23 protein-coding genes are annotated in these 26,012 nt (G+C 33.7%); 1 reads left to right on the forward strand and 22 read right to left on the reverse strand.

Going from position 1 to position 26,012, the window contains the following annotated elements; all coding sequences use genetic code 11:
- Nucleotides 1-47 precede the first annotated feature (47 nt).
- From C7958_RS00270 to C7958_RS00300, 7 genes are all read right to left on the reverse strand, one after another.
- Nucleotides 48-776 (reverse strand): sugar isomerase domain-containing protein, encoded by a 729-nt coding sequence (locus C7958_RS00270; protein ID WP_111570662.1) that lies wholly within the window; start codon nt 774-776, stop codon nt 48-50.
- Nucleotides 776-1,504, reverse strand: coding sequence for a creatininase family protein (locus tag C7958_RS00275; RefSeq protein WP_111570663.1), 729 nt, complete (start codon nt 1,502-1,504; stop codon nt 776-778). Before C7958_RS00275 ends, C7958_RS00270 begins: the two co-directional genes overlap by 1 nt.
- Before the next feature lie 124 nt (nt 1,505-1,628).
- Nucleotides 1,629-2,921, reverse strand: coding sequence for a PTS ascorbate transporter subunit IIC (locus tag C7958_RS00280; RefSeq protein ID WP_111570664.1), 1,293 nt, complete (start codon nt 2,919-2,921; stop codon nt 1,629-1,631).
- 4 nt (nt 2,922-2,925) lie between these two features.
- Nucleotides 2,926-3,204 carry a PTS sugar transporter subunit IIB gene (locus C7958_RS00285; protein ID WP_111570665.1) on the reverse strand — a complete coding sequence of 93 codons (279 nt, stop codon included), beginning with the start codon at nt 3,202-3,204 and terminating at the stop codon, nt 2,926-2,928.
- Entirely contained in the window at nt 3,152-3,664 is a 513-nt protein-coding gene (locus C7958_RS00290; protein WP_111570666.1) for a PTS sugar transporter subunit IIA, read from the reverse strand. Before C7958_RS00290 ends, C7958_RS00285 begins: the two co-directional genes overlap by 53 nt.
- Nucleotides 3,665-3,675: 11 nt before the next feature.
- The gene (locus C7958_RS00295; RefSeq protein ID WP_111570667.1) at nt 3,676-4,602 is read right to left on the reverse strand and encodes a phosphotriesterase family protein; all 927 of its coding nucleotides are present in this window, start codon (nt 4,600-4,602) and stop codon (nt 3,676-3,678) included.
- A complete protein-coding gene (locus C7958_RS00300) occupies nt 4,589-6,820 on the reverse strand; it encodes a BglG family transcription antiterminator (RefSeq protein ID WP_111570668.1) in 2,232 nt (743 codons plus the stop codon). Before C7958_RS00300 ends, C7958_RS00295 begins: the two co-directional genes overlap by 14 nt.
- A 347-nt stretch (nt 6,821-7,167) precedes the next feature.
- Between C7958_RS00300 and C7958_RS00305 the strand changes: the two genes are divergently transcribed.
- Nucleotides 7,168-8,436: an alpha/beta hydrolase-fold protein gene (locus C7958_RS00305; protein ID WP_111570669.1), complete on the forward strand. Its 1,269-nt coding sequence runs from the start codon at nt 7,168-7,170 to the stop codon at nt 8,434-8,436.
- Between the two features lie 68 nt (nt 8,437-8,504).
- On the opposite strand, the gene C7958_RS00310 is transcribed toward C7958_RS00305, so the two are convergent.
- The 15 genes from C7958_RS00310 to C7958_RS00380 form a co-directional block, all read right to left on the reverse strand.
- Entirely contained in the window at nt 8,505-9,494 is a 990-nt protein-coding gene (locus C7958_RS00310; protein ID WP_111570670.1) for a hypothetical protein, read from the reverse strand.
- 373 nt (nt 9,495-9,867) lie between these two features.
- Nucleotides 9,868-11,172, reverse strand: a complete 1,305-nt coding sequence (locus C7958_RS00315) for an amidohydrolase (RefSeq protein ID WP_111570671.1) — start codon at nt 11,170-11,172, stop codon at nt 9,868-9,870.
- Between the two features lie 36 nt (nt 11,173-11,208).
- Nucleotides 11,209-11,673 carry a hypothetical protein gene (locus C7958_RS00320; RefSeq protein ID WP_111570672.1) on the reverse strand — a complete coding sequence of 155 codons (465 nt, stop codon included), beginning with the start codon at nt 11,671-11,673 and terminating at the stop codon, nt 11,209-11,211.
- The gene (locus C7958_RS00325; RefSeq protein ID WP_111570673.1) at nt 11,673-12,533 is read right to left on the reverse strand and encodes a DUF3100 domain-containing protein; all 861 of its coding nucleotides are present in this window, start codon (nt 12,531-12,533) and stop codon (nt 11,673-11,675) included. The genes C7958_RS00320 and C7958_RS00325 overlap by 1 nt, the downstream gene beginning before the upstream one ends.
- Nucleotides 12,534-13,094: 561 nt before the next feature.
- Nucleotides 13,095-13,982 carry a LysR family transcriptional regulator gene (locus tag C7958_RS00330; RefSeq protein WP_111570674.1) on the reverse strand — a complete coding sequence of 296 codons (888 nt, stop codon included), beginning with the start codon at nt 13,980-13,982 and terminating at the stop codon, nt 13,095-13,097.
- 86 nt (nt 13,983-14,068) lie between these two features.
- The gene (locus C7958_RS00335; protein WP_111570675.1) at nt 14,069-15,214 is read right to left on the reverse strand and encodes an iron-containing alcohol dehydrogenase; all 1,146 of its coding nucleotides are present in this window, start codon (nt 15,212-15,214) and stop codon (nt 14,069-14,071) included.
- A 46-nt stretch (nt 15,215-15,260) separates the two neighbouring features.
- Nucleotides 15,261-15,758: a C-GCAxxG-C-C family (seleno)protein gene (locus tag C7958_RS00340; RefSeq protein ID WP_111570676.1), complete on the reverse strand. Its 498-nt coding sequence runs from the start codon at nt 15,756-15,758 to the stop codon at nt 15,261-15,263.
- Between the two features lie 34 nt (nt 15,759-15,792).
- Entirely contained in the window at nt 15,793-17,757 is a 1,965-nt protein-coding gene (locus C7958_RS00345; RefSeq protein WP_111570677.1) for an oxidoreductase, read from the reverse strand.
- Nucleotides 17,758-18,022: 265 nt separating this feature from the next.
- Nucleotides 18,023-18,418 (reverse strand): hypothetical protein, encoded by a 396-nt coding sequence (locus C7958_RS00350; RefSeq protein WP_111570678.1) that lies wholly within the window; start codon nt 18,416-18,418, stop codon nt 18,023-18,025.
- A gap of 83 nt (nt 18,419-18,501) precedes the next feature.
- The gene (gene uxaC, locus C7958_RS00355) at nt 18,502-19,881 is read right to left on the reverse strand and encodes a glucuronate isomerase (protein ID WP_111570679.1); all 1,380 of its coding nucleotides are present in this window, start codon (nt 19,879-19,881) and stop codon (nt 18,502-18,504) included.
- Nucleotides 19,882-19,958: 77 nt separating this feature from the next.
- Nucleotides 19,959-20,969: a zinc-dependent alcohol dehydrogenase gene (locus tag C7958_RS00360; protein WP_111570680.1), complete on the reverse strand. Its 1,011-nt coding sequence runs from the start codon at nt 20,967-20,969 to the stop codon at nt 19,959-19,961.
- Between the two features lie 60 nt (nt 20,970-21,029).
- Nucleotides 21,030-22,007, reverse strand: coding sequence for a mannonate dehydratase (locus C7958_RS00365; RefSeq protein ID WP_111570681.1), 978 nt, complete (start codon nt 22,005-22,007; stop codon nt 21,030-21,032).
- A 31-nt stretch (nt 22,008-22,038) separates the two neighbouring features.
- Entirely contained in the window at nt 22,039-24,225 is a 2,187-nt protein-coding gene (locus tag C7958_RS00370; RefSeq protein WP_111570682.1) for a family 78 glycoside hydrolase catalytic domain, read from the reverse strand.
- Between the two features lie 46 nt (nt 24,226-24,271).
- Nucleotides 24,272-25,114 carry a carbohydrate ABC transporter permease gene (locus C7958_RS00375; RefSeq protein ID WP_111570683.1) on the reverse strand — a complete coding sequence of 281 codons (843 nt, stop codon included), beginning with the start codon at nt 25,112-25,114 and terminating at the stop codon, nt 24,272-24,274.
- A 17-nt stretch (nt 25,115-25,131) separates the two neighbouring features.
- A complete protein-coding gene (locus C7958_RS00380; RefSeq protein WP_111570684.1) occupies nt 25,132-26,001 on the reverse strand; it encodes a carbohydrate ABC transporter permease in 870 nt (289 codons plus the stop codon).
- Nucleotides 26,002-26,012: the final 11 nt, after the last annotated feature.

Genomic DNA, 26,012 nt, shown 5'->3' on the forward strand with positions numbered 1-26,012 from the left:
CTTTTTAGTTTTACCCGATACAAATTAAATAAGCTGATGTATCCAGTTTATAAGTCTTTAATTCTTTTCCCATACTTTTGAGCCAATTTTTTATTATCTGCATCTGCTCCATCTATATTACCACTTTTATAAACTGGTATTTCCAGATCTTTTTCTTTCATAATTGCAATGACTTCGGCAATAATACCATTAATAATATAGGAAGCTGCAATAGTGGAAGCCGGAACAGCCTTTGTTATTTCAAAATCTATTACTGCATCTCCATAAGGAGTATGGTTATCAAGCACATAATCTGCCACTTCAAATAATCTTTTCCCACTCTGATGTCTGGAGTCATTAGCTTTAGAATATTCTAGAGAAGTAAGAGCAATTACTTCTAAACCTTCTTTCTGGGCTTTAAGAGCTGCATCTATAGGGACAGAATTACGGCCAGAATTGGAAACCACCACCATTAAATCTTTTTCCTGCAGCTCATAATTATCTAGAATAATCTCTCCATAAGCTTCTAAACGCTCCATCTTAGTGCTTTTAATAGCACCTTGATCCAGCATAACTCCCGAGTCAAAAATTGGGCTCATAACTGCCAGTCCTCCAGCTCTGTAAAAAACTTCTTCTGCCAACATATGAGAATGACCTGAACCAAAAACATGGATTATACCCTCATTATTAATTGTTTCTACAAACTTTTCTGCTATTTTCTTTACTTTATCTCTTTCATTTTTATCGATTGCTTTTATAATCTCAGATATTTTTTCACTATATCTTGCAAAAGACATTATTCAGCCTCCTTTTCAAAATTATTAACTATCTTCACTATTTTAGCTGCTATACCAGTGATTAATTTTTCGCCTTTTTCTTTAGTTGCCAGTGTCGGATCACCCAGAACAGCTTTAGCAGTAATCTTATCCCAGGGTACAGAATAACTGCCAAAATATTCAGGAATTTCTGGGGTATCTGCTTCTGCCCTGCTCATGTCTACTAAGTTACTATTTATCTGAAGCATCATTGAAGTTTCAATCTCTTCAGCATGAAGATAGTCAGGATGAACCCTTTTGCTTTTAATGTACTTTTTTTCTAAAGATTTAAGCCCAGGATGAGTAAAACGTAAAACTTTGAGGTCGTATTTGTCATTAACTAATCTTTCCGCAGTTTTCAGTGCTGACATATTACCAAAATGAGCATTAATAATTATTAACATCTCCACTCCATGATGATCTAAACTTTCAGACAGATCATCAATCATAGAAATAATGGTTTGATTACTCAAAGAAATAGATCCTGGAAAATTACGTAAAGACCAGACCTGGCCATATGGGATGATCGGCAATAGTAAAGCATCTAATCTTTGGGCAGCTATTTTAGCAATTTCCTGAGCGATATAATTATCTGTACCTAATGGGAGGTGGTATCCATGAGCTTCAACCGCTCCTAAAGGCAGTATAACTTTTTTATTCTTTAATTCTTTTTCTGCATCTTTCCAGCTCATTGCTGATAATCTATTCATTAAATCACATCCCTAATTAAACAAATCGTTAGTCTGCTCAAAACCAAAACACATTACTTTATAAAAATTCGAAATCTTATTACCCCGGAAGAAAAGAGGGCTTTAAAGCCCTCTCGTACTATGTTTAAGTAAAAATACTCATAATCCATTTTAAAATAGAACCAAAGACGAACATATCTGTATCTCCACCCCAGAGTATGAATTCAGTTACTGTATCAGGAATAATATATTTGATAAATACTGCCTGACCAAAAGTGATAATCGCTCCTACAACAACACCTGCAATAACAGCGCCTTTTACTCCACCAGTTTCATTACCAAAAACTCCAGCCCCTGCGGCGTGAAAGAAAATAGCGATCATTGGCGGAACAAATACATAAAAGCCAGTTGCTCCCATAATTAACATAATCACAGCCATGGTTACAAAAGCTGCTGCGAAACCAATAATTGTAGCAGCCGGAGCATAAGCATAGGTTACAGGAACATCAAGAGCCGGTTTTGAATTAGGAACTATTTTTCTAGATATCCCCCTGAAAGCAGGAACAATTTCCCCGATTAAGAGTTTAACTCCATGCAGCACTACAGCAATTCCAGCTCCAAAACGAAATCCTCTTAAAATGCCAAAAACAATATGATTCCTATTGCCAGCATATGTTCCTACGAACTCAGAACCTGCCAGAAGAGCACCTAAACCATACATAACTCCCATAACTAAAACAATAACAACATTACTATCTTTTAAAAATCCAAAGCCTTCCGGCATTTTTAAATCTTCAGTATCGTTTTCTTTATTGCCAAAGTATTTTCCCAGAACTGCCCCCAGCCAGGCACCAGTTGAGAAAGTGTGTCCTACAGCAAAATTATCTTTACCCGTAAAACTTTTTACATACTTCTGTAAGTAAGCTGGTTGTAAAGTCCAGTAAGCCCCAAGCAGAATAGCCCCACTAATGATCATCCACATCTGCGAAACTCCCTGACCAAAAACCTGAACAACTATTCCTGCATAAACAAAACTAACCCAGAACATCATATGACCTGTCAAATAAATATACTTATGTTTTGTAATTCTAGCTAATAAAACATTGACTAAAAATCCAAAAGTCATAATTAGAGTGACTGCTCCACCATAGCTGCTTAAAAATTCATTTGTTGACATTCCACCAACTTGAGCGCTCTGGGTCATTCCAAATACTTTTTGCCAGATCGGACCAAAAGCTCCCAGAGAATTGCTGATTAAGGTTGATCCTCCTTGGATAATCATAAATCCCAGAATAGTCTTTACAGTTCCAGTAATAACCTCGCTTGCTCTTTTTTTCTGCAGTAAAAGACCTATCAGGGCAACTAACCCAATCAAAGTTGCCGGTTCTCTAAAAATATTATTAGCAATCCATCTCGCTACAGCAACTAAACCATCCATAATATTACTCCCCCTTTTTTTCTAAAAAATTTTGTATCTTTGATTTTATTTCTTGATTATCCATAAAATCAGAAACAGTAATCACAGGTACTTCAAAACCTTCTAAAGCATCTTCATGGAATTCTCCTGCCAAAATCAAATCGGCTCCAGAATTTCTGGCTGTACTTATATTATCGTTATCTACATCAGCATCAAGACCAAGTTCATCTACAACATCCTGGACATTCATTTTAAGAATAAGACTGCTGCCCTGTCCTGCTCCGCATACTGTCAAGATCTTCATTACTCTCACCTCCCCTATCATAGTTTTCAAAATAGGAAAGCAGTTCTTTTTTAGAACCAACTTCCTTTATATAATTGACATTTTTTTTATCTTTTAAAAACTCAGCCAGTTCACTTAACATCTGGGTGTGAGTACTGTCATCAGCAGCACAAAAACTAATCACTACCTTTACCGGATCATTTTTAGAATGACCGAATTCAACAGGTTCTTTTAACGTTAAAAGACTTAAACCATTTTTCTTTGCTCCTTTTTCCGGCCGGGCATGGGGTAGAGCAAGTCCTGGAGTAATTACAATATATGCTCCTTTATCTTTTACCATTTCTATCATAGCATCAATATATTCTGGTTCTATTAAATCATTAGCTTCTAAAATACTTCCAGACTTTTTTATAGCTGCTTCCCAGTTTTCAGCTTTAAAACCTAAATTTATATTATCTTTAGTTAAATATTCTGAGATCATCATTTACCCTCCTAAGCCTGCTTAAACGGCAAAAAACTTTTTGGATTATCAATAAATATGTTATCTATCTGTTCCTGGGTAAAACCCTCTCTAAGCAGCCGGGGAATAAATTTATGCTGGATATATTCCCAGCCCGGTCCGCCTCCATAGGATTTTAGATAAGACTTTCTTCCCATATCATTAGAAATAAACAGCTGTTTTATAAAACCATCATCTACTAATTTTTTCAAGGTATCTATTCGATTTTGATCTGCATAATATTTAATTTTAGAAGGACCATCATACATAATATTAGCGCCTCTTTCCAGAGCCTGCCTGTGGTATCCATAATCTAAATTTCTATCCATGTGAATTAAAAGTACTCGCGAAAGATCAACACCTTCTCTTTCAAAAATGTCTAACTGTTCCAGTCCCATAGTTCCCATTTCAGTATGAGTCTTTATTGGAGCTCCTGTTTCTAAATGAGCATTTGCAACAGCTACAAAAGTTTTTTCTTCTGACTTAGTTATTCGATTGTAATCACTACCTGCTTTCAAAATAGCTGCTTTCAGGTCTGTTCCATCTATACCTACTGTTACTTCTCGAATCAGAAGTGCTGTTAGTTCATCAACAGAATAATTATGGACCCAGTCTTCGAAAAAAAGACCCCGATTAAAACCTGAAGTAGCAAGGATCTTAATGTTTGTTCTATTTGCTATTTTAGCCATCTGATCAATGTTTCTTCCATAATCTATTGTGGTTCCATCCACAAAAGTATTAACTTCTGTTTTCTCTAATCTCTTCAGCTCTTCCACTGCCTTACGGGGACTGTCAAGAACATAATCCGGATCTTTTTTAACTCTTAAATCAGGTGGGTCAGTAAGTAAATGCTCATGCATTCTGACAAAGCCCAGCTCATCAACATCAATTTCTCCAGTTAAAGTATTAATTTTTGACATAAAATGAATCCTCCTTTTTATATTTTAAGATGTCTAACACTTTCTGATTATCATCAGTAGAACTTATCGCACTCCTTATTCTGCTATTATATAATTTATCTATCAGGCTACTTAAAGCCTTAACATGCTGTTCTTTATCCGGAGAGGCAAAGGCAACTACAATTTCTACAGGATCGTTCTGAGAATGATTAAATTTGACCGGGCTTTTTAAAGTGATTAGAGAGATACCAACTTTTCTGACCCCCATCTCTGGAGCCGCGTGAACAAGTGCAACACCTGGAGTTATTACTACATAAGGCCCTCTTTGCTCAATGTTCTCGATCATACTTTTTATATAATTCTCAGACACTACCCCTAAATCTGAAAGCAGTTTACCACTTTTTTTAACTGCTCCTCTCCAGTCTTTACACTTAACTTTAGCTCTTATTAAATCAGGATTTAAAATATCAGTTAACTCCAGGTCTCTGCATTCCTGTTTATCAGCAGTTACTTCTTCTTTTAAGTGCTCTTTAAATAATTTTCTTAAATCATTTTTTAAATCTTTTTCTATCTGAAGTTTGTGATTGTATTTCAATAATTCTACTATCTCATTAGTTAGCTCACTTATATCTAGTTTTACATTTCCTTTCAGGTTTTCAGGTTTTATAATGTTTTTATTTTTTGGGTAAATATTCTTATTAAAAATATTTATAATATAATTTTCTATATTTTTTATATCTGCTTCTTTTAAAAGTGGATTAACCTGAAGATTATCAATTCCTATCTCTGGTAATTTAATAGTAGAAATTATAAGATCTAGATTTTTTTCGAAACTCTCAATTTCTATATCATGGTAAGAATAAGTATTAATTATTTTAAAATTAGCAAACTCATTTTTTAATCTCTCTGCCAGAATTTTAGTTGTACCAATTCCAGTACTGCAGACTAGAGCTACTCTTAATTTATTATTAAGTTTTGATTTAACATTTCTTCTTTCTAATGCAGCTCCAATATGCATCGCAATAAACCCGATTTCTTCTTCACTTATTTCTCCAAAAATTTCTGTCTGGATTACTCCAGCAGCTATCTTAGAAGCTCGGTAAATCTGAGGATATTTTTCTTTAATATCTGCGACTAATTGATTTTCAATATTAAGATCATATTTTATTCTATTTAAAGTAGGTTTTAAATGAAGGGCAAGTCCATAAATTAACTCCAGATCATTAGTTAATTCTAAATTTAAGATTTTAGCAGCAATTTCGACCAGCTGATAGGTTAAATCTAATAATTTATCATCAAATAATTTATCAGCTTTAAAATCAAAGTCACCCCGTTGGCGGAACTTTGCTCCCAGAAGATGAAGAGTAATATAACCAATTTCTGATTCCGGGATTTCTATTTCAAATTTCTTCCTCAGCTTTTTTACTATCTCTTCTGCGGTTTTAAATTCCTCTTTATTCTTAAGAATTAATAACTGTTTAGAATTCATATTAATATCTTTATTTTTAATAATTCTCTGCAGAGCAATTACTATATGAAGGATTAAGGCAGAAAATGCAGCATCAGTAAAAGAATAATCTAAACTTTTTTCAGTTTCTCTAATAATGTTTTTTACAAACTTAACCTGAGCAGAATTAATAGAATTTAATAAGTCACTATAAGAGTCAATAAAAGACGGTAGACTTTTATTATTTTCAAATTGATTAAGAATATCTATCAGTTCATCTTCGCTGCTGCTTTCTTCCAGGTAATCAAAAACCGCTTTGCGCCAGTTATTTTCATTACCTCTAATTTCTATCCCATAATTGGGTCTGCGGACTAATTCCAGATTTCTTTTTTTCAACCAGTTTTCTATCTGGTCTAAATCTCTAATTATCGTTCCTTCGCTGACATCTAAGTTTATTTCAAATTCTTTGATGATTATTGGCTCTTCTCTAACCAGTAGTTCTTTTAAAATAATTTGCTGTCTTTCTTCTGGAGTATGAAGCAGCTGGTAATCTACTTTGAAATCTAAAATATCAGTTATTTTATCTTTATCATTACTTTCAAGATAGATACCTACTCCCTGTTTACGATACATTTTTAATCCTTTTTCTTTAAGCCAATCTTCAATTTTATCTAGATCATATCTTATCGTTCGAGTACTAACCGATAAGTCGGCAGCTAATTTTTTAACAACAAGAGGGCCGTCATTGCTAATCAGTTTTTTTATTATTTTACATTCCCTATTTTTTAACATTGTAAGCTCCCCTAATAAAAAAATAATAATTTTATCTATCAGCGTTTTCTAGTTATATTGTACCCCTATAATTATCCAGGTTCAACAGCTGATTACCACAAATCTTTTCCGAAAAAGTAGTGGCAAAAATGTAGTAATTAAAAAAATCTCACCTGTAATACTCTGGTGAGAGGAAATAAATATTTTTTTTATAATTATTTAAGATCTACTAATATGCAATATATAAAGCATGTTTTTCAAAGCACTAATTATTATTTTACCGTATAATTAATAATATAATGAATTTTCTAAAAAGGAGGTGCGGATTGTAAATTTTATATTACTAAAATATTAGGAGGTAAATTAAGATGCATGCAATGAGTAAGATTTTTATGATTTTAATATTAGTAGTTTTATTAATCTTAAGCAGCAGTCCATTTCTTTTTGCAAAAAACAACACATCTAATTTGAAACCTGGAGTAACTGTAGAACCAGATCCCACTTCTCCGACAGGTTATTACGCAACATTTATTTATGAGGATGAAACTGCAACAGCAACCAACGTTGAAATATATAGTGATTGTTTTTATCATTTCAAAATTAAAGACGGGTTTTTAATCCCCTATAAACCTGAAGATTATCAAGCAGGAATGTTTCCAGGTGGAGGAAGTGGTGATACCAAGTATTACATTAATATGAAAAAGTTAGACAACAATCTATGGAAGGCTAAAATACCCCTTTCAAGTGGTGCGTTTGTTTACAACTTTCGCATTACCAATCCAGATGGTAGTACAACTGAAAGATTGGATGATCCCAATAACCCAACCTTAACCAATACTGCTACAGGTATTTCAAGTTTATCCAGCATGGTCTATATTCCATACAATTCTGATCTGATGGGGAGTGGACCATGGCTAGATCGCTCAGTAGAAATTCCAAGAAAAGATAATAAAATTGGAACAGTAGAAACTGTATCTTATAAGGGTGCTGCTGGTCAAACTCGCGGACTTGCTATTTATTTGCCCTATGGATACAATCCAGATCGAAAAAAACCCTATAAAGTACTTTACTTATCTCATGGTATGTCTGGAGATAAACACGGTAATGAACTCCGCTGGATGAACGAAGGTGCAGTGGCAAATATTACAGATAATTTGATTGCAGACGGAGTCATTGAGCCTTTTATTGTAGTAAGTATGAATAATCAGGACTTTGATTGGGAATATGAGAAAATAGAAGAAGATCAGTTTGATTATATTATACCTTATATTAATGATAATTATAATGTTTACTCTACACCTGAAGGACGAGCTTATGCTGGTTTATCGATGGGGGGAATAACCACTAATCGGATGTATTTTTACCATGCTGATGAATTTTCTTATTTTGGTATCTGGAGTTATGCAAGTGAGGGAGAAGAAATAGAGAATATAGATAACTATAAAGAATTGAACTCTCCTTCGATAATGTTGGGAGCAGGTATTTGGGATTTTGGACTTTCTCCTGTAGCAAATTTAGCTTCAGAACTTACTAAAAAAGGAATCAATCACTCTATTCTTGTGGTGCCTGGTGCACATGACTGGGAAACCTGGCAGTTATTATATGCTGCTTTTATAGAAAACCACTTGTGGAAATAAGTAGATTTTAAAACAGTTCAAAAATAACTAAGTGACTAAAGACTTCATTCCTAAAGATCTTTAGTCGCTTAGTTTTTATCTAAATATGCTCCACCCTCATATTTTGAATTATTATAATCCATATACATTGTAAAAGGATAAGTCTTAAAGCTATCTGGTTTGCGATAAATTTTTTCTACTATTTTGACCTTTAAATCCGCATCATACCCACTGTCATCATATTCATATAATATATAATCATCATTTATAACTTCCTTAAAATCTGAAATAGGAGCAAGTAGAGTTGGACTATATATTGTATAGGGCGTCACTTTTCCAAATTTAAGTTTTAAATTCTTATCTGTAATATCCAATCTCCATCCACCCCAGTCGAACATTTTATAACCTCCAATAACTTTATGCTTAGAAAAATCAACTTCATTTAAGCCTATTAATTTAGACTTAAAAGTTTGATCTCCTTTTTCTACTATAATTTCCCTACCTTTAATTTGGGCCTTAACTTGGGGATTCAGATATTCAATTCCAGCCTCAGTTTTTTCTTTAAACAGAATATATTCATTTCCAGCAACAGTTAGATGTACTATTTGATCTAGATCTCTAAACTTAATTTCTTGCTCACCTTTAAAACTAAGAGTTCGCGAAGGGAGATAATTTAAAGTCATTTCCAGAGAATCATAATCTTTAATTAGATTATAATTGAGAGGGCCTGAAATATGCCAAAATAAGTCATCTCGCTCCTGGAAAACTATCAATTGATAATCATCAATTTTTGCTAATTCTAATTCTGAAAATTCGAGCTCTACAACATTCCAAATACTACGAGTTTTTTTCTTTTTGCTCTTAATTATTCTCTTTCCAATAGGAGCCCCTGGTTCAATCAACATCACTCTTAAATCAGCCAGAAGTGCACGTTCAGGATCTGCTTTCTCCAACTCTATCCTCAAATCAATCTCTGCCGAATCACCTGCAGCCTCTGTTATAAAAATAGTTATTGTTAATGCACAAATTATAACAAGACTAATTATCATAATATTTTTAAGTTTAATTAAGTTCTTCATTTTAAATTCCTCCAACTGTAACATCAACATAAAAACTCTTCATCTATTAATAAAAGCACAGATATTTTTGATTCTTTATCTCAAAAACCAATCCACTTCCAACTAACTTTAAAATTATTGATGTTAAATCTTTTTAAATTCATTTCAATTATCTTTCTTATTTTTAAAAAAAAGGACCTGAAAAACTAACACACATATACATATAATCTGCGTCAATTTATCAAGTCCTGACTGTAATATCAGCTATATATCCTATATTTAATAAAATATTTTATTGTAGATACAATTTCACATTTAATCGATATAAATATCAAATTCAATTTCACACAGGTTTTCAAATCATTAATTAAAGCATACTGATATTATTATATATTTACTTAGCAAATTCATCCATTAAACTTAGATATTCTTTCTTTTTTAATAAAGGCTGAAAATCATTAATTACCTTTTTCGCTTCAGCAGCATTATTATAAAGAAGATCAACAATTGTCATTGCTAAAGCTTTGATTGGTAAAATATATGCATCTTCATCAGCCTTAGTTTTAAAATCTCTTGTATGTAAATCCCCTGAAACTCCACCAAAAAATGGATGTAAAGCAGGCATTAAATGAGACACATCTCCAAAATCAAAAGAACCCGTAAAATCTCCACCGACAGTTATTTCTTCTTTTTCTACTAAATTTAAAAGATTAGATTTTAAAATTAAATCCAGGCCTTCATTATTTAAAAGAGGTAGATAACCAGGAATATCGGTAATTTTAACATCTGCTCCTACTGCCATTGCAGCAGCTTTAAGTGAACGATCTACTTTTTTATTAGCACTTTTTATTGCTTCAATATTTCTGGCTCTAACATAACTTTCCATCCTTACGTCTGCAGGAACAATGTTAACTATATCTCCCCCCTTAGTAATTATCGGATGAACTCTAACTCTATCTTTTTCAGCAAAGGTTTCTCGCTGCGCATTAATATTATTCATTGCTAAAACAGCTGCATTTAAAGCATTTATTCCTTTTTCTGGTGCTGAGCCAGCATGAGACTCTTTACCTATAAATTTAATTTTTTTACCAACAAACCCATTACCCTCTGGTGCAATTAGAGCTTTCTTTTGACCCAAATCGAGGGAATGCATCATTATTGAAATATCAACATCATCAAAACTACCTCTTTTTATCAATTCCTGTTTGCCGCCAAAATAATTTATTTTGCCTGATTCTCTTAATTCATCTCTAAATTCTAGTTCAATAAATTCTTCAGCTGGTGTAGCAATAAAATTGAGAGTTCCAGCTAATTCGGATTCCACCCCTGCTTTTTTAAAAGCTGCTGCAACACCATACATCACTCCCAGTTGAATATTATGACCACAGGCATGTACAGCCTTAGTCTCTGGGTCCGCATCAGGATGTTCCGTACAGATGACAGCATCTAATTCTCCAAGAACTGCTATAGTTGGGCCTGGATTTTCCATTTTCAATAATGCATTAATTCCAGTTAAATTTTCATGTTCTTTGAAATTAATTTCTAAATCAGAAAATGCTTTAGCAATTATGCTGGTAGTTTTCTCTTCTTTATAGCCAAGCTCAGGAGTTTTATAAATTTCTTCAATAATCTCAATAATTTTACTGCGGTTATCATTAATAACTTCAATTATCTTTTTCTTAATCTCATCTTTTTGCAAATATAACACTTCCCTTTCTAACTTTTCAAAGAATTATTAAATGATTCCCTGCATTTTAAGTACAAGATGAGCAACAATTGCAGAACCAAAATATGTACCGATAAATACTGCAACAGCAACGATAAATACCTTCCAGCTTAATTTTCTTAACTCCTCAATCTTATTTCCTACAGAAATCCCTGCATAAGCAAGAATTGGAGTTGTTGTACCTAAAAAATTAACTTCATTTGTATATTTTAAAAATAGTTCAGCTGTCGGCATAAAAGGCATGCTTAAAATCAAAGCAGTTAGTGAAGCCCAGGCAAATGCTGGAAAATGAAGATTAGGAAAACTGTCTTTAATCGTCAGAGCCAAAAATGAAATTAAAATAACTATTATCATTCCAGGTAAGGCGCTAAAAATAGATATCCCATAGCCAAATCTCTGACCAACTAAAATTAAAATGCCAACAATAATTAACATCTTTAAATAATCTAAACTTCTATCCAAGTTCAGGCTCATTATTCATCACCTCTATCTTTTCTGGATAAAATTGGACTTAGCTTATCATAAAGAAAATTAACCAGAGGCAGACCTAAAAAGATCACAGAATATAAACCAGTGACTCCAGTCAGCATATTACTTGTAGCTGCATAAGCTAAAATTTCATCTTTCATTGCTGGTACTGATTCTGCAAGTGCACCAGATGCAGCTGCCATCATTGATCCGCTTCCCATTCCGCTGGCCATTGCAAGAGCTAAAGGATGAAGACCTGTTGCCGCTGAAAAACCACCTAGAAGCCCAAAAAATATTGTACCAAAGACCGTACCCATTAAATATGTCCCAAGTACCCCTGTACCCTCTGGTGATGAAATCCCATATTTTTCCCCAATTACTCCCAGGGTTGGTTCACGAGAAATACTGGCTGTTGCACCAACTGCTTCTCTTTTCATACCTAAAATCAGAGCCAGCGGTAGAGCAATAAATATTGTACCTAAGTTTCCTATTTCCTGCAGCAAGAATGCAGGTCCAGCTTTTACTACTTCAACTATATTAGGTCCAACCAGAGTTCCATATTTAACTCCCAGAGGCAGTAGAGCAATCATTACATAAGTGCCTGCTGTCTCAACTTCTTTCATAGAAATAATTTTTTTAAGAACTTTAATTTTACTACCCAAAAGATTTGGTGTAATCAGCATCCCAATAATCACAGCAAATAACATTGGTAATAAAACAACCTGACCTGGTCCAATTCTAAAGGTTTTTGTACCAAAAATTTCAGTAGCTACTACAATAAGCAATACTGAAAGAAATAGTTTAAGTAAAGAATTAAAATCATTTTTCTTTACTATATCTCTTTGATTTTCTTTATTAGTTACCATTTTAAAAACACTCCTCAACTTTTAAACTTCTCATATTTTTAATACTTAAAAAATAAAAAACCAGGCATTACTTAATCTAAACTTTTTATAACTAAAAAATCTAATTCTTCTCCTCCTCCCGTTATCTAGTTTTTAAAAATAGCTTATTATTGCTTGTATTTTAAGATTAATTTAACAAAGAGTCAAGTTATTCTTTTTATGATTAAAAAGAATACATGTATACTCGATATTTTATCGTATTAAAACGGAACTGTAGTTTTGCCGGTTCCTGCAGCTGCAATCACCTGATTATATTTTTTTAGCATCTATTTTTGGCTCATTCCTTGATAAATTAATAGTTATAGTTAGATCAAATTATATTTCATAAAATTTTAATCTGCAAGCTTTTCGACATTAATGTACAAAAAACTCCCACCAGAAAATTTGAATATATCTGGTGAGAGAAGATATAAATAAATATTTGTTTATTTCGGTCTGATTCAGTATAATTATAGTAGTCCTGGGATGCTGAATAGAAAACCGACTCTAAAAAAATAAAGATAGATTACTAATAAAGTTCTATTATAAGTTATTTTCAGCCTCATAAAAACTTATAAATTTTCTGACATTTGGGCCTATATTCTCCTCTTTTTTGGTTATAATTCCAATTTCCCAATTTGCCTCCGAAACTTTTAGCGGAATCTTGGTCAAATCATGATAGCGATCTAAATAAATTAATGAATCAACAAAAACAAATATTCCCTTATTTAAACTTACAAATTCATAGGCAACATTTAAATCATGATTACAGCGGCTATATACATCTGGCTTAAAATTAGCTTTTGCAAACTCTCGCTCCAGGACAGTCTGCATCCTAAATGTCTCATCTAATAGGATTAGTTTTCTATTTTTGATATCTACAAATTTCAACTCATCATTTTTAATCAGCGGATCCTCTTTATTAACTACTACTGCAAAATTATCTTGATATAAACTTTTAAAATTAAAATCCTCACTATTTTGTGGGTTAACTGTGATTGCAAGATCAAGATTATTGTTTAACACATTTTTTTCGCAGTCAATATCAGCAAATTCAGATATTTCGATCTCAATTCCAAGCTCTTTGCGGCTGTTTTCAATAATATCCTGAGCATTCAAAACCTGCAGAGTTCCAGGTGAAAAACCAATTTTTAGCTTCTTTTTTTCTTTCTCTGCCTTACTATATACCTCACTTTTAAAATCATCAAAATGTTTTTTCAGCCCTTTAGCTTTTGGGTAAAAATATTCGGCAAACTCTGTCGGACTGACCCCTCTGGAATTTCTCTCGAATAGTTTAACCCCAATTTCTTCTTCCAGTTTACTAATTTTTTGGCTTAGTGCCTGCTGAGTTATAAATAATTCTTTTGCAGATTTGGTTAGATTTTCATTCTCAAAAACTTTAATAAAGTATTTTAAATCATCGATATTCATAAAACCACCCTTAATAAAAAAACTTGTATGCTTTAATTATAACATACAAGTTTTTTAAGTGAAAATATTATTTATAACAATATTTATTATTTATAATTATCGTACATATCTGCAAGAATATTTTTGATTTCTGCTGCAGTTAATTCTCTGGGCACAAAATTATAACAGGCATCAGCCATCACCATATCTGCTGTATCTACCAATTCTTCTTTTCTAATTTCCAGTTCTGCAAAAGATTTAATTCCTGCTTTCTTTACAAATTTTCTAATTTCTGCAGCAGTTTTTTCAGCAATTTGGGAGTCTGATTCTTCTCCACTAAAGTTGATGCCAAAGGCTTCTCCCACAGTTTTTACCTTATCCGGCTTAATTTCAGCGGCATAAATCATAACTTCCGGTAGGGCTAATCCACAAATCACTCCATGGGTCAGGTGAAACTTAGCTCCAATAGAATGTGCCAGGGCATGCCCTAAATGAACTAAGGCATCATTAAAAGCAATTCCGGCAAAATTACTGGCCAACAGCAAATCCCCTCTGGCTTCCAGATTTTCACTGTCATTTAAAACAGTTTCTAAATTATTAACTACTTTCTCTATTGCATCTACTGCCATTAATTCGGAACGGGGATTGGGAACTTTAGCAGTAATCGATTCTGCTGCATGGGACAGAGTATCAATCGCAGTCTGTGCTGTTATCTCAGCAGAAAGAGAAGTTGTGTTTTCGGGATCCAGAATTCCAAGGGCCGCATTACCGATCACAGAATTTTTAGCATCATTGGTAGTATCTGTTACCACAGCTATTGAAGTACTTTCACTTCCTGTCCCGGCTGTAGTAGGGACCATAATAACAGGTACTCCAGGTTGATAAGTAGGGTCTCCAAAATATTGATTGATCGGGAGTGGATTATTTATTAGAATATTAATCCCTTTAGCAGCATCCATAGGACTTCCGCCTCCAACTGCCACAATCCCATCAACTTCTTCTTTTTTAGCAAGTTCTCCACCTTCATTAATTAAATAATCTGGTGGATCCGGAATTACTTTGTCAAAAATTACTACTTCTATTTGAGATTCTTTCAAACTCTTAACACTATTTTTAAAAGCAGCTGTTTTCTTTACTCCCTGATCAGTAACCAACAGGACTTTACTGCAGCCCAAATTTTTAGCTTCTGCACCCAATTGTTCTGTACTGCCATTTCCATAAATAATAGGACATGTCTGTGCATATTTTGACATAATTATCACTCCATTTTTTTAGGATATTAAATCACAACTCAGTTCTTTAATTATTTTCTTCAATAAATTCAGCTGCAAGTCGTGATGTTTTGCCAACCACTTCTCCACATTTTTCTGCATGATCTTCTATTTTAAAAAACTCTTCTGTATCCTCTAGATTAGTAAAATCAAATTCCTTTCCAAATAAATTTTTCTGGATGTTGGGACAGAGAGTTGTTCCAAATTCTTCTATAAATAAATCTCTAAACTTCATCATTTTAAGCTGGGCCAATTCTTCCTTTTCTTTAAATTCAGCAGTTCCTACTTCTTTAATTGAGGGATTAAACTTTAAACCAACTGCCAATTGAGCAGCTATATAGGCTCCACAACTTCCACTAGCAGCACCGCCCCCTCCAGCAAGATTTAAAGACGCATTTACTATATCTTCGGATATAAAATCAAAATAACTGCTTAATCCACAAAGTGTACTGCGTGAACAAACATCATCCCTGATTTCTGTTTCTCTGGCCTTTTTTTCAATCATGTCCAGTTCTTTTTCTTTCATTAGAATAAACCTCCCTGCAATATTATTAAATTAACTATATAGAACGAGCTGCCTTAAATCCACTTTCAACTGCATTTCTAATCCTGCCAACTTTATTTGCATCACCCAAAGTTTTGACATTTGAAAATTCTGATTTGATTTTAGCTGTCAGCTCATCATTTTCTCTTCTGCCCAGAGCTAAAATTAAATAATCAAAATCATATTCTTTAATTTGATCACTATCCATTAATTCAAAAACTGCTTTTCCATCTCTAACTTCAATTAATTTATGCTCTGGATACAAGTCAACTCCCAGTTCTCCTATAAATTTCATATGATCAATTAGATTTTGAAAATAAAGATCAGGACCAATCTCAGATTCCATTTCGAATAAACTTAAGTTATTATCTTTTTCTGCCAGTAGATGAGAAATCTCGATTCCGGTCATTCCAGAACCAATAACAGCAATTTTTTTATTTCTTAACTCAACTTTATCTTTTAAAATATCTTCTGAGCTTAATACATTTCCGGAATTAAGGCCTTCAATATCAGGGATAATTGGCTTTGATCCCTGGGCCACAAATACTGCAGCTGGATTAATTTCTTTTATGCTGGCTATACTTACTTTAGTATTTAACCGTAAATCTATATCTAATGTTTTGAGCTGCTCCTGATAATAATCTATTAACCAGGCTATCTTATCTTTTTTAGGCGGCCTTTTTGCTAATTGTAATTGGCCTCCAATCCTGTCTTCTTTTTCGAAAATAATCGGCTTATAATTATTTTCTGCTAAAACTCTGGCAGCTTCTAAACCTGATGGACCGGCACCGATAATTACTACATTTTCATCTTTTCCATCTTCACTTAACCCAGCATATTCAACTTCAGCAGCAGCTTTAATATTGACGGCACATTCAAACCCACCTGGTCTCTGATCAGCAGAAATTAAAGTTTCCATACAGCGCAGACAGGAAATACATTTTCTTATTTCATTTTCCCGATTAGACTGAGCCTTATTTGACCATTCTGGATCTGCAAGATGCTGTCTGGCAGACCCAATAAAATTAACTTTTTCGTCTTTAAGCAGCTGATCAGCATATTCGGGGTTTCTGATCACAGAAACGCCAATTACAGGAATCTCAATCTTCTTTTTTACTGACTCAGCCAGATTTATTTTCCAGCCCTCCTCAAAAGAAGTTGGTTCCCAGGCAGTGTTCATTGTTTCATAGATTCCAGAACTAACATCAATAGCGTCAACTCCTAATTCTTCCATTCTCTGTGCTATTTTTATACCTTCAGCTAATTTTAAACCGGAATCTGCTTTGCCGACTGTCTCCAAAAATTCGTCGACTGAAAGACGGACAATTAGAGGGAAATCTTCGCCACAGCGTTCTCTGATCCCCATCACAATTTCTTCCAAAAATCTCATTCTATTCTCAAAACTACCACCATATTCGTCATTTCGCCGATTGGTGTAAGGGCTTAAAAATTCGTTGATTAAATAACCGTGAGCCCCGTGAACTTCTACTCCATCCAGGCCAGCTTTTTTTACACGTTCTGCAGCATCAATAAATTTTTCTACCATCTCTTCTATCTGCTGCAGAGACATTACTTCTATTGGCTGATGCACAACCTCACATTCTACATCACTGGGAGCTAACATACCCTGATTCTGATTAATAACACTTACTCCCTGGCGTCCTGGATGATAAATCTGTGCTATCAATTTACTATCATACTGCTGGACAGACTCTGCTAATTTTTTTAAACCAGGAATAAACTTATCATCTGCTACAGAAATCTGATGGGTGTTTCCTCTACCCCTTTTGTCATCGACACAGGTAGCTTCGGTAACTATTATTCCAACTCCTCCTTTAGCTCTTGCAGTATAAAAGGCTATGTCTTCCTCAGAGACAGTTCCATCTGTATTTGCTAAATAGTTTCCCATTGCGGTCATCACAATTCGATTTTTACTTTTCATTGTTCCAATTTTACCACTGGAAAATAGATTGTTATACATAATATTCCCCCTAAAAGTTTTTTATTTCACTTTCTCAGTTCACTTACTATTTTAAAATACCTCCCAGAGATTGTGAAACAATTATCTATTGTAACAGCTACAACTAAAACAGGTGACAGCTTAAATTTAGTCATAAAAAATACCTGACAGTTTAAGTTTCAAAGTGTCAGGTCAGATTAATTTATTTAATGTACAAAAAACTCCCACCAGAAAATTTGAATATATCTGGTGAGAGTCTTCATTTTACATTATTAAATTTTTATATTTAATTTCTTTCATTTTTTATAACATAAATATCCTTAGTATTTCTGGTCACCTCATTATTAAGATAATTGCAGACACTTTTTATCTCATTAATATCCATTTTCAAAGCGGTCTGGCCCAGAGTTAAACGAACAGTTTGATCATAAATCATATTAAGTCTATCATCTATCTTATCAAGTCGATTATCCACATCGTTGAATCTTTCGTCTACCCTGTCAAGTCTGTCATCAACCTTGTTAAATCGGTCATCGAATTTTTCAAATTTTTCATCAACCTTGTCAAATCGGACATCCAATTTGTCAATTCTATGATCAAGATTATTAAACTTATCGCTAAACTTACCATCCAGTTGATCAATACGATTTAAGATCCTATCTAAAATTTCAGATTCGGGCATTTTTTCTACCCTCCTATCTTCGTATTCTCCATATATCAATATTATATCTTAAAATTATGGTGAGTAGCAAGTATTAAATAGTTTTAGATCTTACTTATTTTTTCAAAAAATAATTCTTTCGGCCCATAGTAACTGACCCACCCCACCAAATTAAAAGCAGTAATCCGCGGTATTTGACCTCTTTCTAAAGCACGTCCAATAACATTAGCCAGAGATCTTCTAAACATCTCAGTTCTGGAAGAATAAGATGATATTTTCCTGGAGTCAGTTACCATTCCGGCAAAATTATAATACAAATCCACAGTCGATATCTGCTGCAGCTGTTTTTCCATCCCATGGGGACTATCTGAAAACCACCATGCGGCACCCAGATAAACATTGGGAAAAGCTCGCGAGATAGTTGAAAGTGTAAACCAGTGAGTTGGCTCCATTGAATATAAAACTATATCCAATTGACTATCAAAGTGATTCAAAAAATATTTGATATTTTTAGCAATCTCAAGCTTATAAGTTGAAATATCGCCTCCATCTCCCTGAGTCTCATTTTGATTCAGGTATTCCCTGTATCCCCTGACTGTACCAATATGGAATTGAGTTACCCAGTCACTTTTCTGATTCATTTTTCCGATTTCCATTAATAGAAAAGCCTTAAAATCTTTAATTTCGTCTTTACTTAATGAAACCCCACTAAGAGCAGAAACGTAAATTTCTTCGGCCTGATTGAATTCAACAGGATAGGAAATCGGTTCAAAAAAACCGTGATCACCTGCTACACAGCCCAATTTTTCAAAATGATCATGTGATTTCTGTAGTGCTCTCATAAACCCTTTTAAGTTTGATATATCCTCTTCATAATTTTCTCCTAGTTGCTCAACACTTTCAAGCCATTCTGGTTCTTCCAGATTCATCACCGTATCAGTTCTCCAGGTAGGTAAGATTAATGGCCTCTCTAATTGTTTTCTTATCTGCTGATGTTCCTTCAGTAAGGAAAAAACATTATCAGTTGTACACATTATTTCCACATTCATTTGTTGTAATAACTTTTGGGGTTTAAACTCTGGTTCAGCAAGTATCCTCTTACTTTTTGCCCAGATTTTTTCTGCTGTGTTTTCTGATATATTTTCTTCTATCCCCAGCACTCTTTTTAAATCCAGGTGAATCCACTCATAGGTTGGATTTCCTGCAATCTCTGGAAATATTTTAGCTAAAGCCATCCATTTTTCCTTATTGGAGGCCTTACCAGTTATTTTTTCTTCTGGAACCCCTCTTTTTCTCATTAATTCCCAGACATAATGATCACTGGCTGCTTCAAGTTCCCAGATATCATGCCAGTTTTCATTGTTTAGTATTTCCTTTAAATCAGCATGATTATGAGCATCAACAATTGGTAGATCTTTAATAGAATTGTACAGGTATCTGGCTGAATCATTTTCAAATAAATAATTACTATCTAAAAATCCCATTTTTTCGCCTCTCTTTCTATTGTCGTTACGTAAAATCTAATTGTTTTTTTAAATTTCAATTAGTTATCTCTTTATATTCAATACAAAACAGCCTTTAAATCTTCTCGAGCTTTAAGATTTTCAAAAGCAGTTTTCCAGTCTTTTATTGGATATTTATTAGTAATAATCTTTTCTAAGTCTTTAAGGACTCCACTTTGGTATAATTTTAATAAACGATCCCAGGAATCAGGACGATGACTGACTGCACCTGTTACTTTAATTTCTTTAGTTACTATTTTTTCGAAATTAATATTCTGGCTGCTGGCATTAAAAAGTCCCAGTTCAATATATGAACCACCTTTTTTGACTAAATCAAAAGCTAAATTAACTACCTGTTCACTGCCAGCACAACCAAATACAGTCTCTGCCCCATACTTACTCAAATCGCTAATATATTTTTTAACATTTATCTTATCAGAATTAATTATATTCAAATTTAGTTTATCTTTAGCAATTTCAAGTCTTTTTTTACTACTTGATCTGCCAACTAAGAATACTCTCGCTCCTTTAAGTCTTGCCAGATAGGATGTGAATATCCCAAGGGGTCCAGGTCCGATTACAACTACCAGATCTCCAGGCCTAATTTTTGTTTTTTCTAAAGCATTTATTACACAGGCTAAAGGCTCTGATAAAGTAGCCAGATCTAAACTAATTTGCTCAGGCAGTTTATATACATAACGGGCTGGAACAACAATATAATCTGTATAACTGCCGCTAATTCCTTTTCTATCCAGACAGAGATTAGTATAGCCATCTCTGCAGTAAATACATTTTTCACACCCGGCAGAGCTCTCAGCGATCACTCTGTCACCCACATTTAAATTATTAACTTTTGAGCCTACAGCAACAATTTCACCTGAATATTCATGGCCCAAAATTATACTCTCTTTCTTTAATACAGGAGGATTTAAGTAGTCACTTAGATCTCCTCCACAGACACCAGTTCCATGGATTTTAATTTTCACCTGATCATCTTTTCTTATTTCCGGTTCTTCAACGTCAATAATCTCAAATGGATCTCCAGCTTTTGTTAATGCAAGAGCTTTCATTATTAAGGCCTCCTATTATGTTATTCTGAATTGTTATTAACAAAATTATTCAATCAGCTATTACTCTACAAATTTAAGCAGTCCCTGCATATAACCTATAGCATGAGCTCTAGCACAATAACTCAAACCTGAATCATTATCCATGATTGGAACATGATCAGAAATTATGAACCCATCAAAATTGAGTTTTTTAAGTAACGCTATTACCTCAGCTGGGTTATAATTCCCAGCCCCAATAAAAGCTTCTTTAAAGTCAGGAACAGTGCCCTCTACATCTCTAAAATGGATATAAATCACTTTATCCCGGGGAATAAAGTAGTTTATTGCTTCAAAGATATTTTTAGCACCACCTGTCATTTCCGAAAAAGTACCCAGACAAAGGTCAATTCCCCAGGCATCACTATCTGCTATTTCTTCTGCTCTCTTAAAACTTTCAACACTTCTAAATAATCTAGGGATGCCTCCAAGTTTCTCAATCGGTGGATCAGAGGGATGCAGCGCTAAGGTGACACCTGCATTTTCGGCAGTTCCAATAATATTATCAATTAAATAGCTGTAGTTTTCCCACATTTTTTCTTCACTTATTTCTTCAGCATCCATAATCCCACCCGTGATAATATTTTCACCCTTGACTGCTTCTTTTTTATTAAAAGCAGTAACTTTAGCTCCACCTCTTGTTTTTTGATAAGATGTTCGCCAGACAAATGTTGGCTCAAAATGATAACCTAAGATTGGGATTCCTGCTCGGCCTAAATTAGTAATGGTTTTCTTTAAATTTTTGATCTGCTGTTCTTTGCCCGGTAAATCCAGCATAATTTTATGATAAAATCTCAAAGGCACATTTTCTATCGCCTTTAACTTTAGCTCATGCTTTTTACATTTTTCTTTAAACTTAATTAAATCTTGATAACTCCAATATTCATCTCCTGGGATCTGGGGAGTATTAAAATGAATATTATTTACTCCCAGCTGTTTTGCAAACTTCACTGCCTCTTTTTCCACTTTCTCTAATTGTCCCACAGCAATTTCAATAGTCATACTAAACACTTCCTTCCAAAATTTATTTTATTTATAAAACAGGACTAATAAAAAAACCAGTTTGAGAACTATCTTTTTTTATTTCAATTTTTAGATCTTTATTCTGCATGGTAAATTTAATCCTATCAAGTTCGGCTGGCAGATGAGGAGTCATTTTAATTTGATTTCTTTTGCCACTATTTGATAACTCAATTCCCAGCAGATCTTCAATGATTATTATTATCGGGGCACTTGCCCAGGGATGGAGCAGACTCGTATTTTTCTTTTGTTCTTTGGACCAGACTTCAAAACAGGTTGTTGCCCCCTCCTTTATCATCGTATTCCAGGAGTTTTTGTTTTCGTTTACAATTAAATTATAAATTAATGAGTATTCACCTACTCTAGCAAGAGCCTTTAAGAGATAATAGGCCATATAAACACCACATTTTAGTCCTTTTTCCTTAATTAAATCTACTATTTCTTTTTCTGCTTCAGCTGGTGCCAATCCATAAAGCAGAGGCAAAATATTAGAATGAACAGCAGAATGATCTGTAGTTTCGGTATCAACAAACAATTTTTTGTTTTGATTATAAAATGCTTCTCTAAAGGCCTGTTTTAACTTAGAAAATTGATTTTTATATTCTATAGATAAAATATCTCTAATTTCATTTATGGTTTTCACCATTCCAACAAAAAAAGCATTAATCACATTGTGACATCCATATTCTGGTTTTTTATTTAACTGTTCCAGCTTTACCTGATAGTTATCTCGCATATTTTTTGGCCAGTCAACAAGATTCCATTTTTCGTTAACCTCAGTCAGTAATCCATCTCCTCGCTGAAATTGTTTAAAATAAGCAAGTAATTTTTCTGCTGTAGGATACATTTTTCTTAAAAATTTTTTGTCTCCACTTAACCTATAATATTTTAATAAAAGAGCTGGCCATTGAAGCGAATAATCTGCTATCTCCTGCATTAATCCACCCGGAGCAACTGCCATTAGACCTGGTGAAATATAAGATGATAAAGCAAAATCTTGAACTGCTTTTTTATATAATTTTAAATCTCCTGTTAAATAATGGTGGGCCAGCCCTGTTATTAAAGCATCACCAAGATACTGACCTTTTTCTCTACCAGGACAGTCTAAATATTGGTATTGAGTCCCATATTTAACACTATTTTTGCAAATCTGCCAGATCCTATTTAGCTTTGAATTGGAAGAATAAAAAGTAGTGTTCTCATCTTCAAATTTATAGTGTCGAACTAAAGCCTTAAAAGTTTCTGGATAAAGAGCTTTAGAATCTGGATTATGAGCTATAACTTCTACATAACGAAACACTTTATAATCATAGAAGTTAAGTTTATCTTTTCCGCCTGAGAGAGTAATAAACTCCTGATATTTGCAATTAGATCTCAGATTATAGCGAACTCTATCTTCATCTTCTCTCAATTCTTCACCCTGTCTGATTTCAATTCTTTCATTTTTAAAGCCCTTTGCTGTCATCTGAAAATAACCGACAATTATCTGACCAAAGTCAATCAAATAATGATTATCCTTAATTTTATTGATTTTAACTGGCTTGATATAATAGAAATCCAGACCAGAAATTGGCTGTTTATAAAATTTATGATCATCACTATTATTTACACAAACATTACTCCAGTTACTGTCATCATAATCAAGCTGCTGCCAGTTTTTATCAATTAAGTTAAAATCAATATTCTCTAAAAATTGAGTCTGGTAACCCGTAATTCCTCCATTTTGATAGGCCTCAGTTATTTTGTATTTCCAGCTTTTGTCTGACTTTAGTTTCAATTTATCATTAATAAATAGTTCAGCAATCATTCCCTGACGATAATCGCCACTATTCCAGACCCTATTAACTAAACCCTGATAATAGAGATGCACTGAGATTAAATTTTCTCCTTCCTTTAAGTAGTTCTCTACCTGATAACGATTATAAAAATAGTGAAAAAAGTAAGCAGGTGCAGGTCCTTCTCCCACAGTCTTTCCATTGATTTTCAACTTATAATAGTCATCAGCAGTTATATCAAGATAGGCTGTCTTTATATCCTCAGTGATAGTGAATGTTTTTCTAACCAGCATATGCCGATTTTTTAACTTTTCCAGGTGTTTTCTTTTTTCACCTTCCTCTATTTCTCGGTGAAATAAGTTAATCGGACTTAAGCCATAAAATTTAGACTCTGTAATCCACTTACCCTGCCATATTTTGTCCAATAAAATCCCTCCTCAAAATCTAAGCTCTGGTATTTATAAAATATATCTATCCCTTAACAGCTCCGGAAGTAAGTCCCTGAATAAAGTTGCGTTGAAATAACATAAAAATTATAATCGAAGGTATGGTAGCCAGAGTTGTTGCAGCAGCCACTATTGTCCTATTACTTGATGTTTCACTGGATAGATTAGCCAGCCATAAAGGAAGGGTCATAATTGATTGCGAGTTTGCAACAAGTAGGGGAATAATAAATTGATCCCAGACCATGATAAAGGAAAATATGAACACTGCCCCAAAAACTGGCTTGGATAAAGGAAGAATTATTTTAATAAAAATCTGCAGTGAAGAAGCACCATCTATCCTGGCTGATTCCTCTAATTCCGGTGGGATTTCTTTAAAGAATTCACTTAACATAAAAACACTAAAACCCCAGGGAATAACAGGTAAGATCATTCCTGCATAACTATTAATTAAAGAAAAAGTCCTTAATATTCTAAATAAAGGTACCATTAAGGCTGCATCAGGCAGCATCATTGTGCCAATAAAAACAGTTAGCAAAAATACTGAACCTGGATAATTAAATCTGGCCAGAGAATATGCCGCCAGAGAACAAACTACTGTCTGCATGATAACTCCAAAGAAAGCTACAATAACACTATTCAAAAAATAGCGCCAGATATTAAGTTCTGTCAGTGCATAAAAATAATTACTCAGAGTAAAATCTTCCGGAATTAAGGTGTAGTGTAAAAGACTTATTTCTCCGGGAGATTTAAATGATGCACTGAGCATCCATAAAAAAGGTAAAATCATAAAAATAGAAATCAGTATCAAAATAAAATATTTTACAAATTTAACAATAGACGTTTCTTCTTTAGCTTCGAGAAATATCAATTTAATCCCTCCTGAATTTATTGACTCTGAAACTTCTTCTGCATCACAGTTATGAACATAATGATTAAAAATAATACCACTGCCAGCGCTGCTCCATAACTCATATCCCAGTATCTAAATGACTGCTTGTAGATCCAGGTTGCTATAGTCTCCGTTCGATGCTGAGGATCTCCCGAAGTCATTACATAGGCAGGAACAAAAACCTTATAAGTTCTTAAAACTGCTAAAATTAATACCATATTTATCGCATATTTAGTAGAAGGAATTATTATATAAATAAGTTTCTGCCACCAGTTTGCTCCCTCTACTCTTGCTGCTTCTAACTGATTCTGATCCAGACCTTTAAGAGCTGCAATAAAAATCATCATATTATAACCAATTATTCGCCAGATCAAGGGAACAATTAGAGCATATAATGCTATGTCAGGATCTGCCAGCCACTGTTGGGCTGGTATATTTAAATAGGAAAGCAGAGAATTGAGCATTCCGGATTCCCCTGGGTAATACATCATCTTCCAGACAACGGCAATTATAGATACTGTTGTAACTACGGGAATAAAAAACAAAGTTCGAAAGAGCTTCTGCCCTTTAAAATCTTCGGTTAATAATAAGGCAGCAAAATAGCCAAATACTGTACCAAAAATCACCACTAAAATTACTATTATAGTTGTGTTTTTTAATGCTAACCAGAATACTTCATCACTAAATAAGCGGATATAATTTTGCATTCCTACAAATTCGCCTACATCTCTGCCAACCTGATGCACACTTAACCAGAATAAATTTAAAATCGGGAAAATTTTAAATACAGTAAAAAAGATCACTGCCGGTAAAACAAATAGGATCGGGGTTCTGTATTTCAACATTTTCTTTTTAATATTCTTCATTAATACCACCT

Source organism: Halanaerobium saccharolyticum, assembly GCF_003259895.1.
GTDB classification, from domain to species: Bacteria; Bacillota; Halanaerobiia; order Halanaerobiales; family Halanaerobiaceae; genus Halanaerobium; species Halanaerobium saccharolyticum_A.

Bases quoted from the DNA above. Each gene is read 5' to 3' on its own strand.
- C7958_RS00270 (WP_111570662.1), bottom strand. From the start codon at position 776: ATGTCTTTTGCAAGATATAGTGAAAAAATATCTGAGATTATAAAAGCA.
- C7958_RS00275 (WP_111570663.1), bottom strand. From the start codon at position 1,504: ATGAATAGATTATCAGCAATGAGCTGGAAAGATGCAGAAAAAGAATTA.
- C7958_RS00280 (WP_111570664.1), bottom strand. From the start codon at position 2,921: ATGGATGGTTTAGTTGCTGTAGCGAGATGGATTGCTAATAATATTTTT.
- C7958_RS00285 (WP_111570665.1), bottom strand. From the start codon at position 3,204: ATGAAGATCTTGACAGTATGCGGAGCAGGACAGGGCAGCAGTCTTATT.
- C7958_RS00290 (WP_111570666.1), bottom strand. From the start codon at position 3,664: ATGATCTCAGAATATTTAACTAAAGATAATATAAATTTAGGTTTTAAA.
- C7958_RS00295 (WP_111570667.1), bottom strand. From the start codon at position 4,602: ATGTCAAAAATTAATACTTTAACTGGAGAAATTGATGTTGATGAGCTG.
- C7958_RS00300 (WP_111570668.1), bottom strand. From the start codon at position 6,820: ATGTTAAAAAATAGGGAATGTAAAATAATAAAAAAACTGATTAGCAAT.
- C7958_RS00305 (WP_111570669.1), top strand. From the start codon at position 7,168: ATGCATGCAATGAGTAAGATTTTTATGATTTTAATATTAGTAGTTTTA.
- C7958_RS00310 (WP_111570670.1), bottom strand. From the start codon at position 9,494: ATGAAGAACTTAATTAAACTTAAAAATATTATGATAATTAGTCTTGTT.
- C7958_RS00320 (WP_111570672.1), bottom strand. From the start codon at position 11,673: ATGAGCCTGAACTTGGATAGAAGTTTAGATTATTTAAAGATGTTAATT.
- C7958_RS00325 (WP_111570673.1), bottom strand. From the start codon at position 12,533: ATGGTAACTAATAAAGAAAATCAAAGAGATATAGTAAAGAAAAATGAT.
- C7958_RS00330 (WP_111570674.1), bottom strand. From the start codon at position 13,982: ATGAATATCGATGATTTAAAATACTTTATTAAAGTTTTTGAGAATGAA.
- C7958_RS00335 (WP_111570675.1), bottom strand. From the start codon at position 15,214: ATGTCAAAATATGCACAGACATGTCCTATTATTTATGGAAATGGCAGT.
- C7958_RS00340 (WP_111570676.1), bottom strand. From the start codon at position 15,758: ATGAAAGAAAAAGAACTGGACATGATTGAAAAAAAGGCCAGAGAAACA.
- C7958_RS00345 (WP_111570677.1), bottom strand. From the start codon at position 17,757: ATGTATAACAATCTATTTTCCAGTGGTAAAATTGGAACAATGAAAAGT.
- C7958_RS00350 (WP_111570678.1), bottom strand. From the start codon at position 18,418: ATGCCCGAATCTGAAATTTTAGATAGGATCTTAAATCGTATTGATCAA.
- uxaC (WP_111570679.1), bottom strand. From the start codon at position 19,881: ATGGGATTTTTAGATAGTAATTATTTATTTGAAAATGATTCAGCCAGA.
- C7958_RS00360 (WP_111570680.1), bottom strand. From the start codon at position 20,969: ATGAAAGCTCTTGCATTAACAAAAGCTGGAGATCCATTTGAGATTATT.
- C7958_RS00365 (WP_111570681.1), bottom strand. From the start codon at position 22,007: ATGACTATTGAAATTGCTGTGGGACAATTAGAGAAAGTGGAAAAAGAG.
- C7958_RS00380 (WP_111570684.1), bottom strand. From the start codon at position 26,001: ATGAAGAATATTAAAAAGAAAATGTTGAAATACAGAACCCCGATCCTA.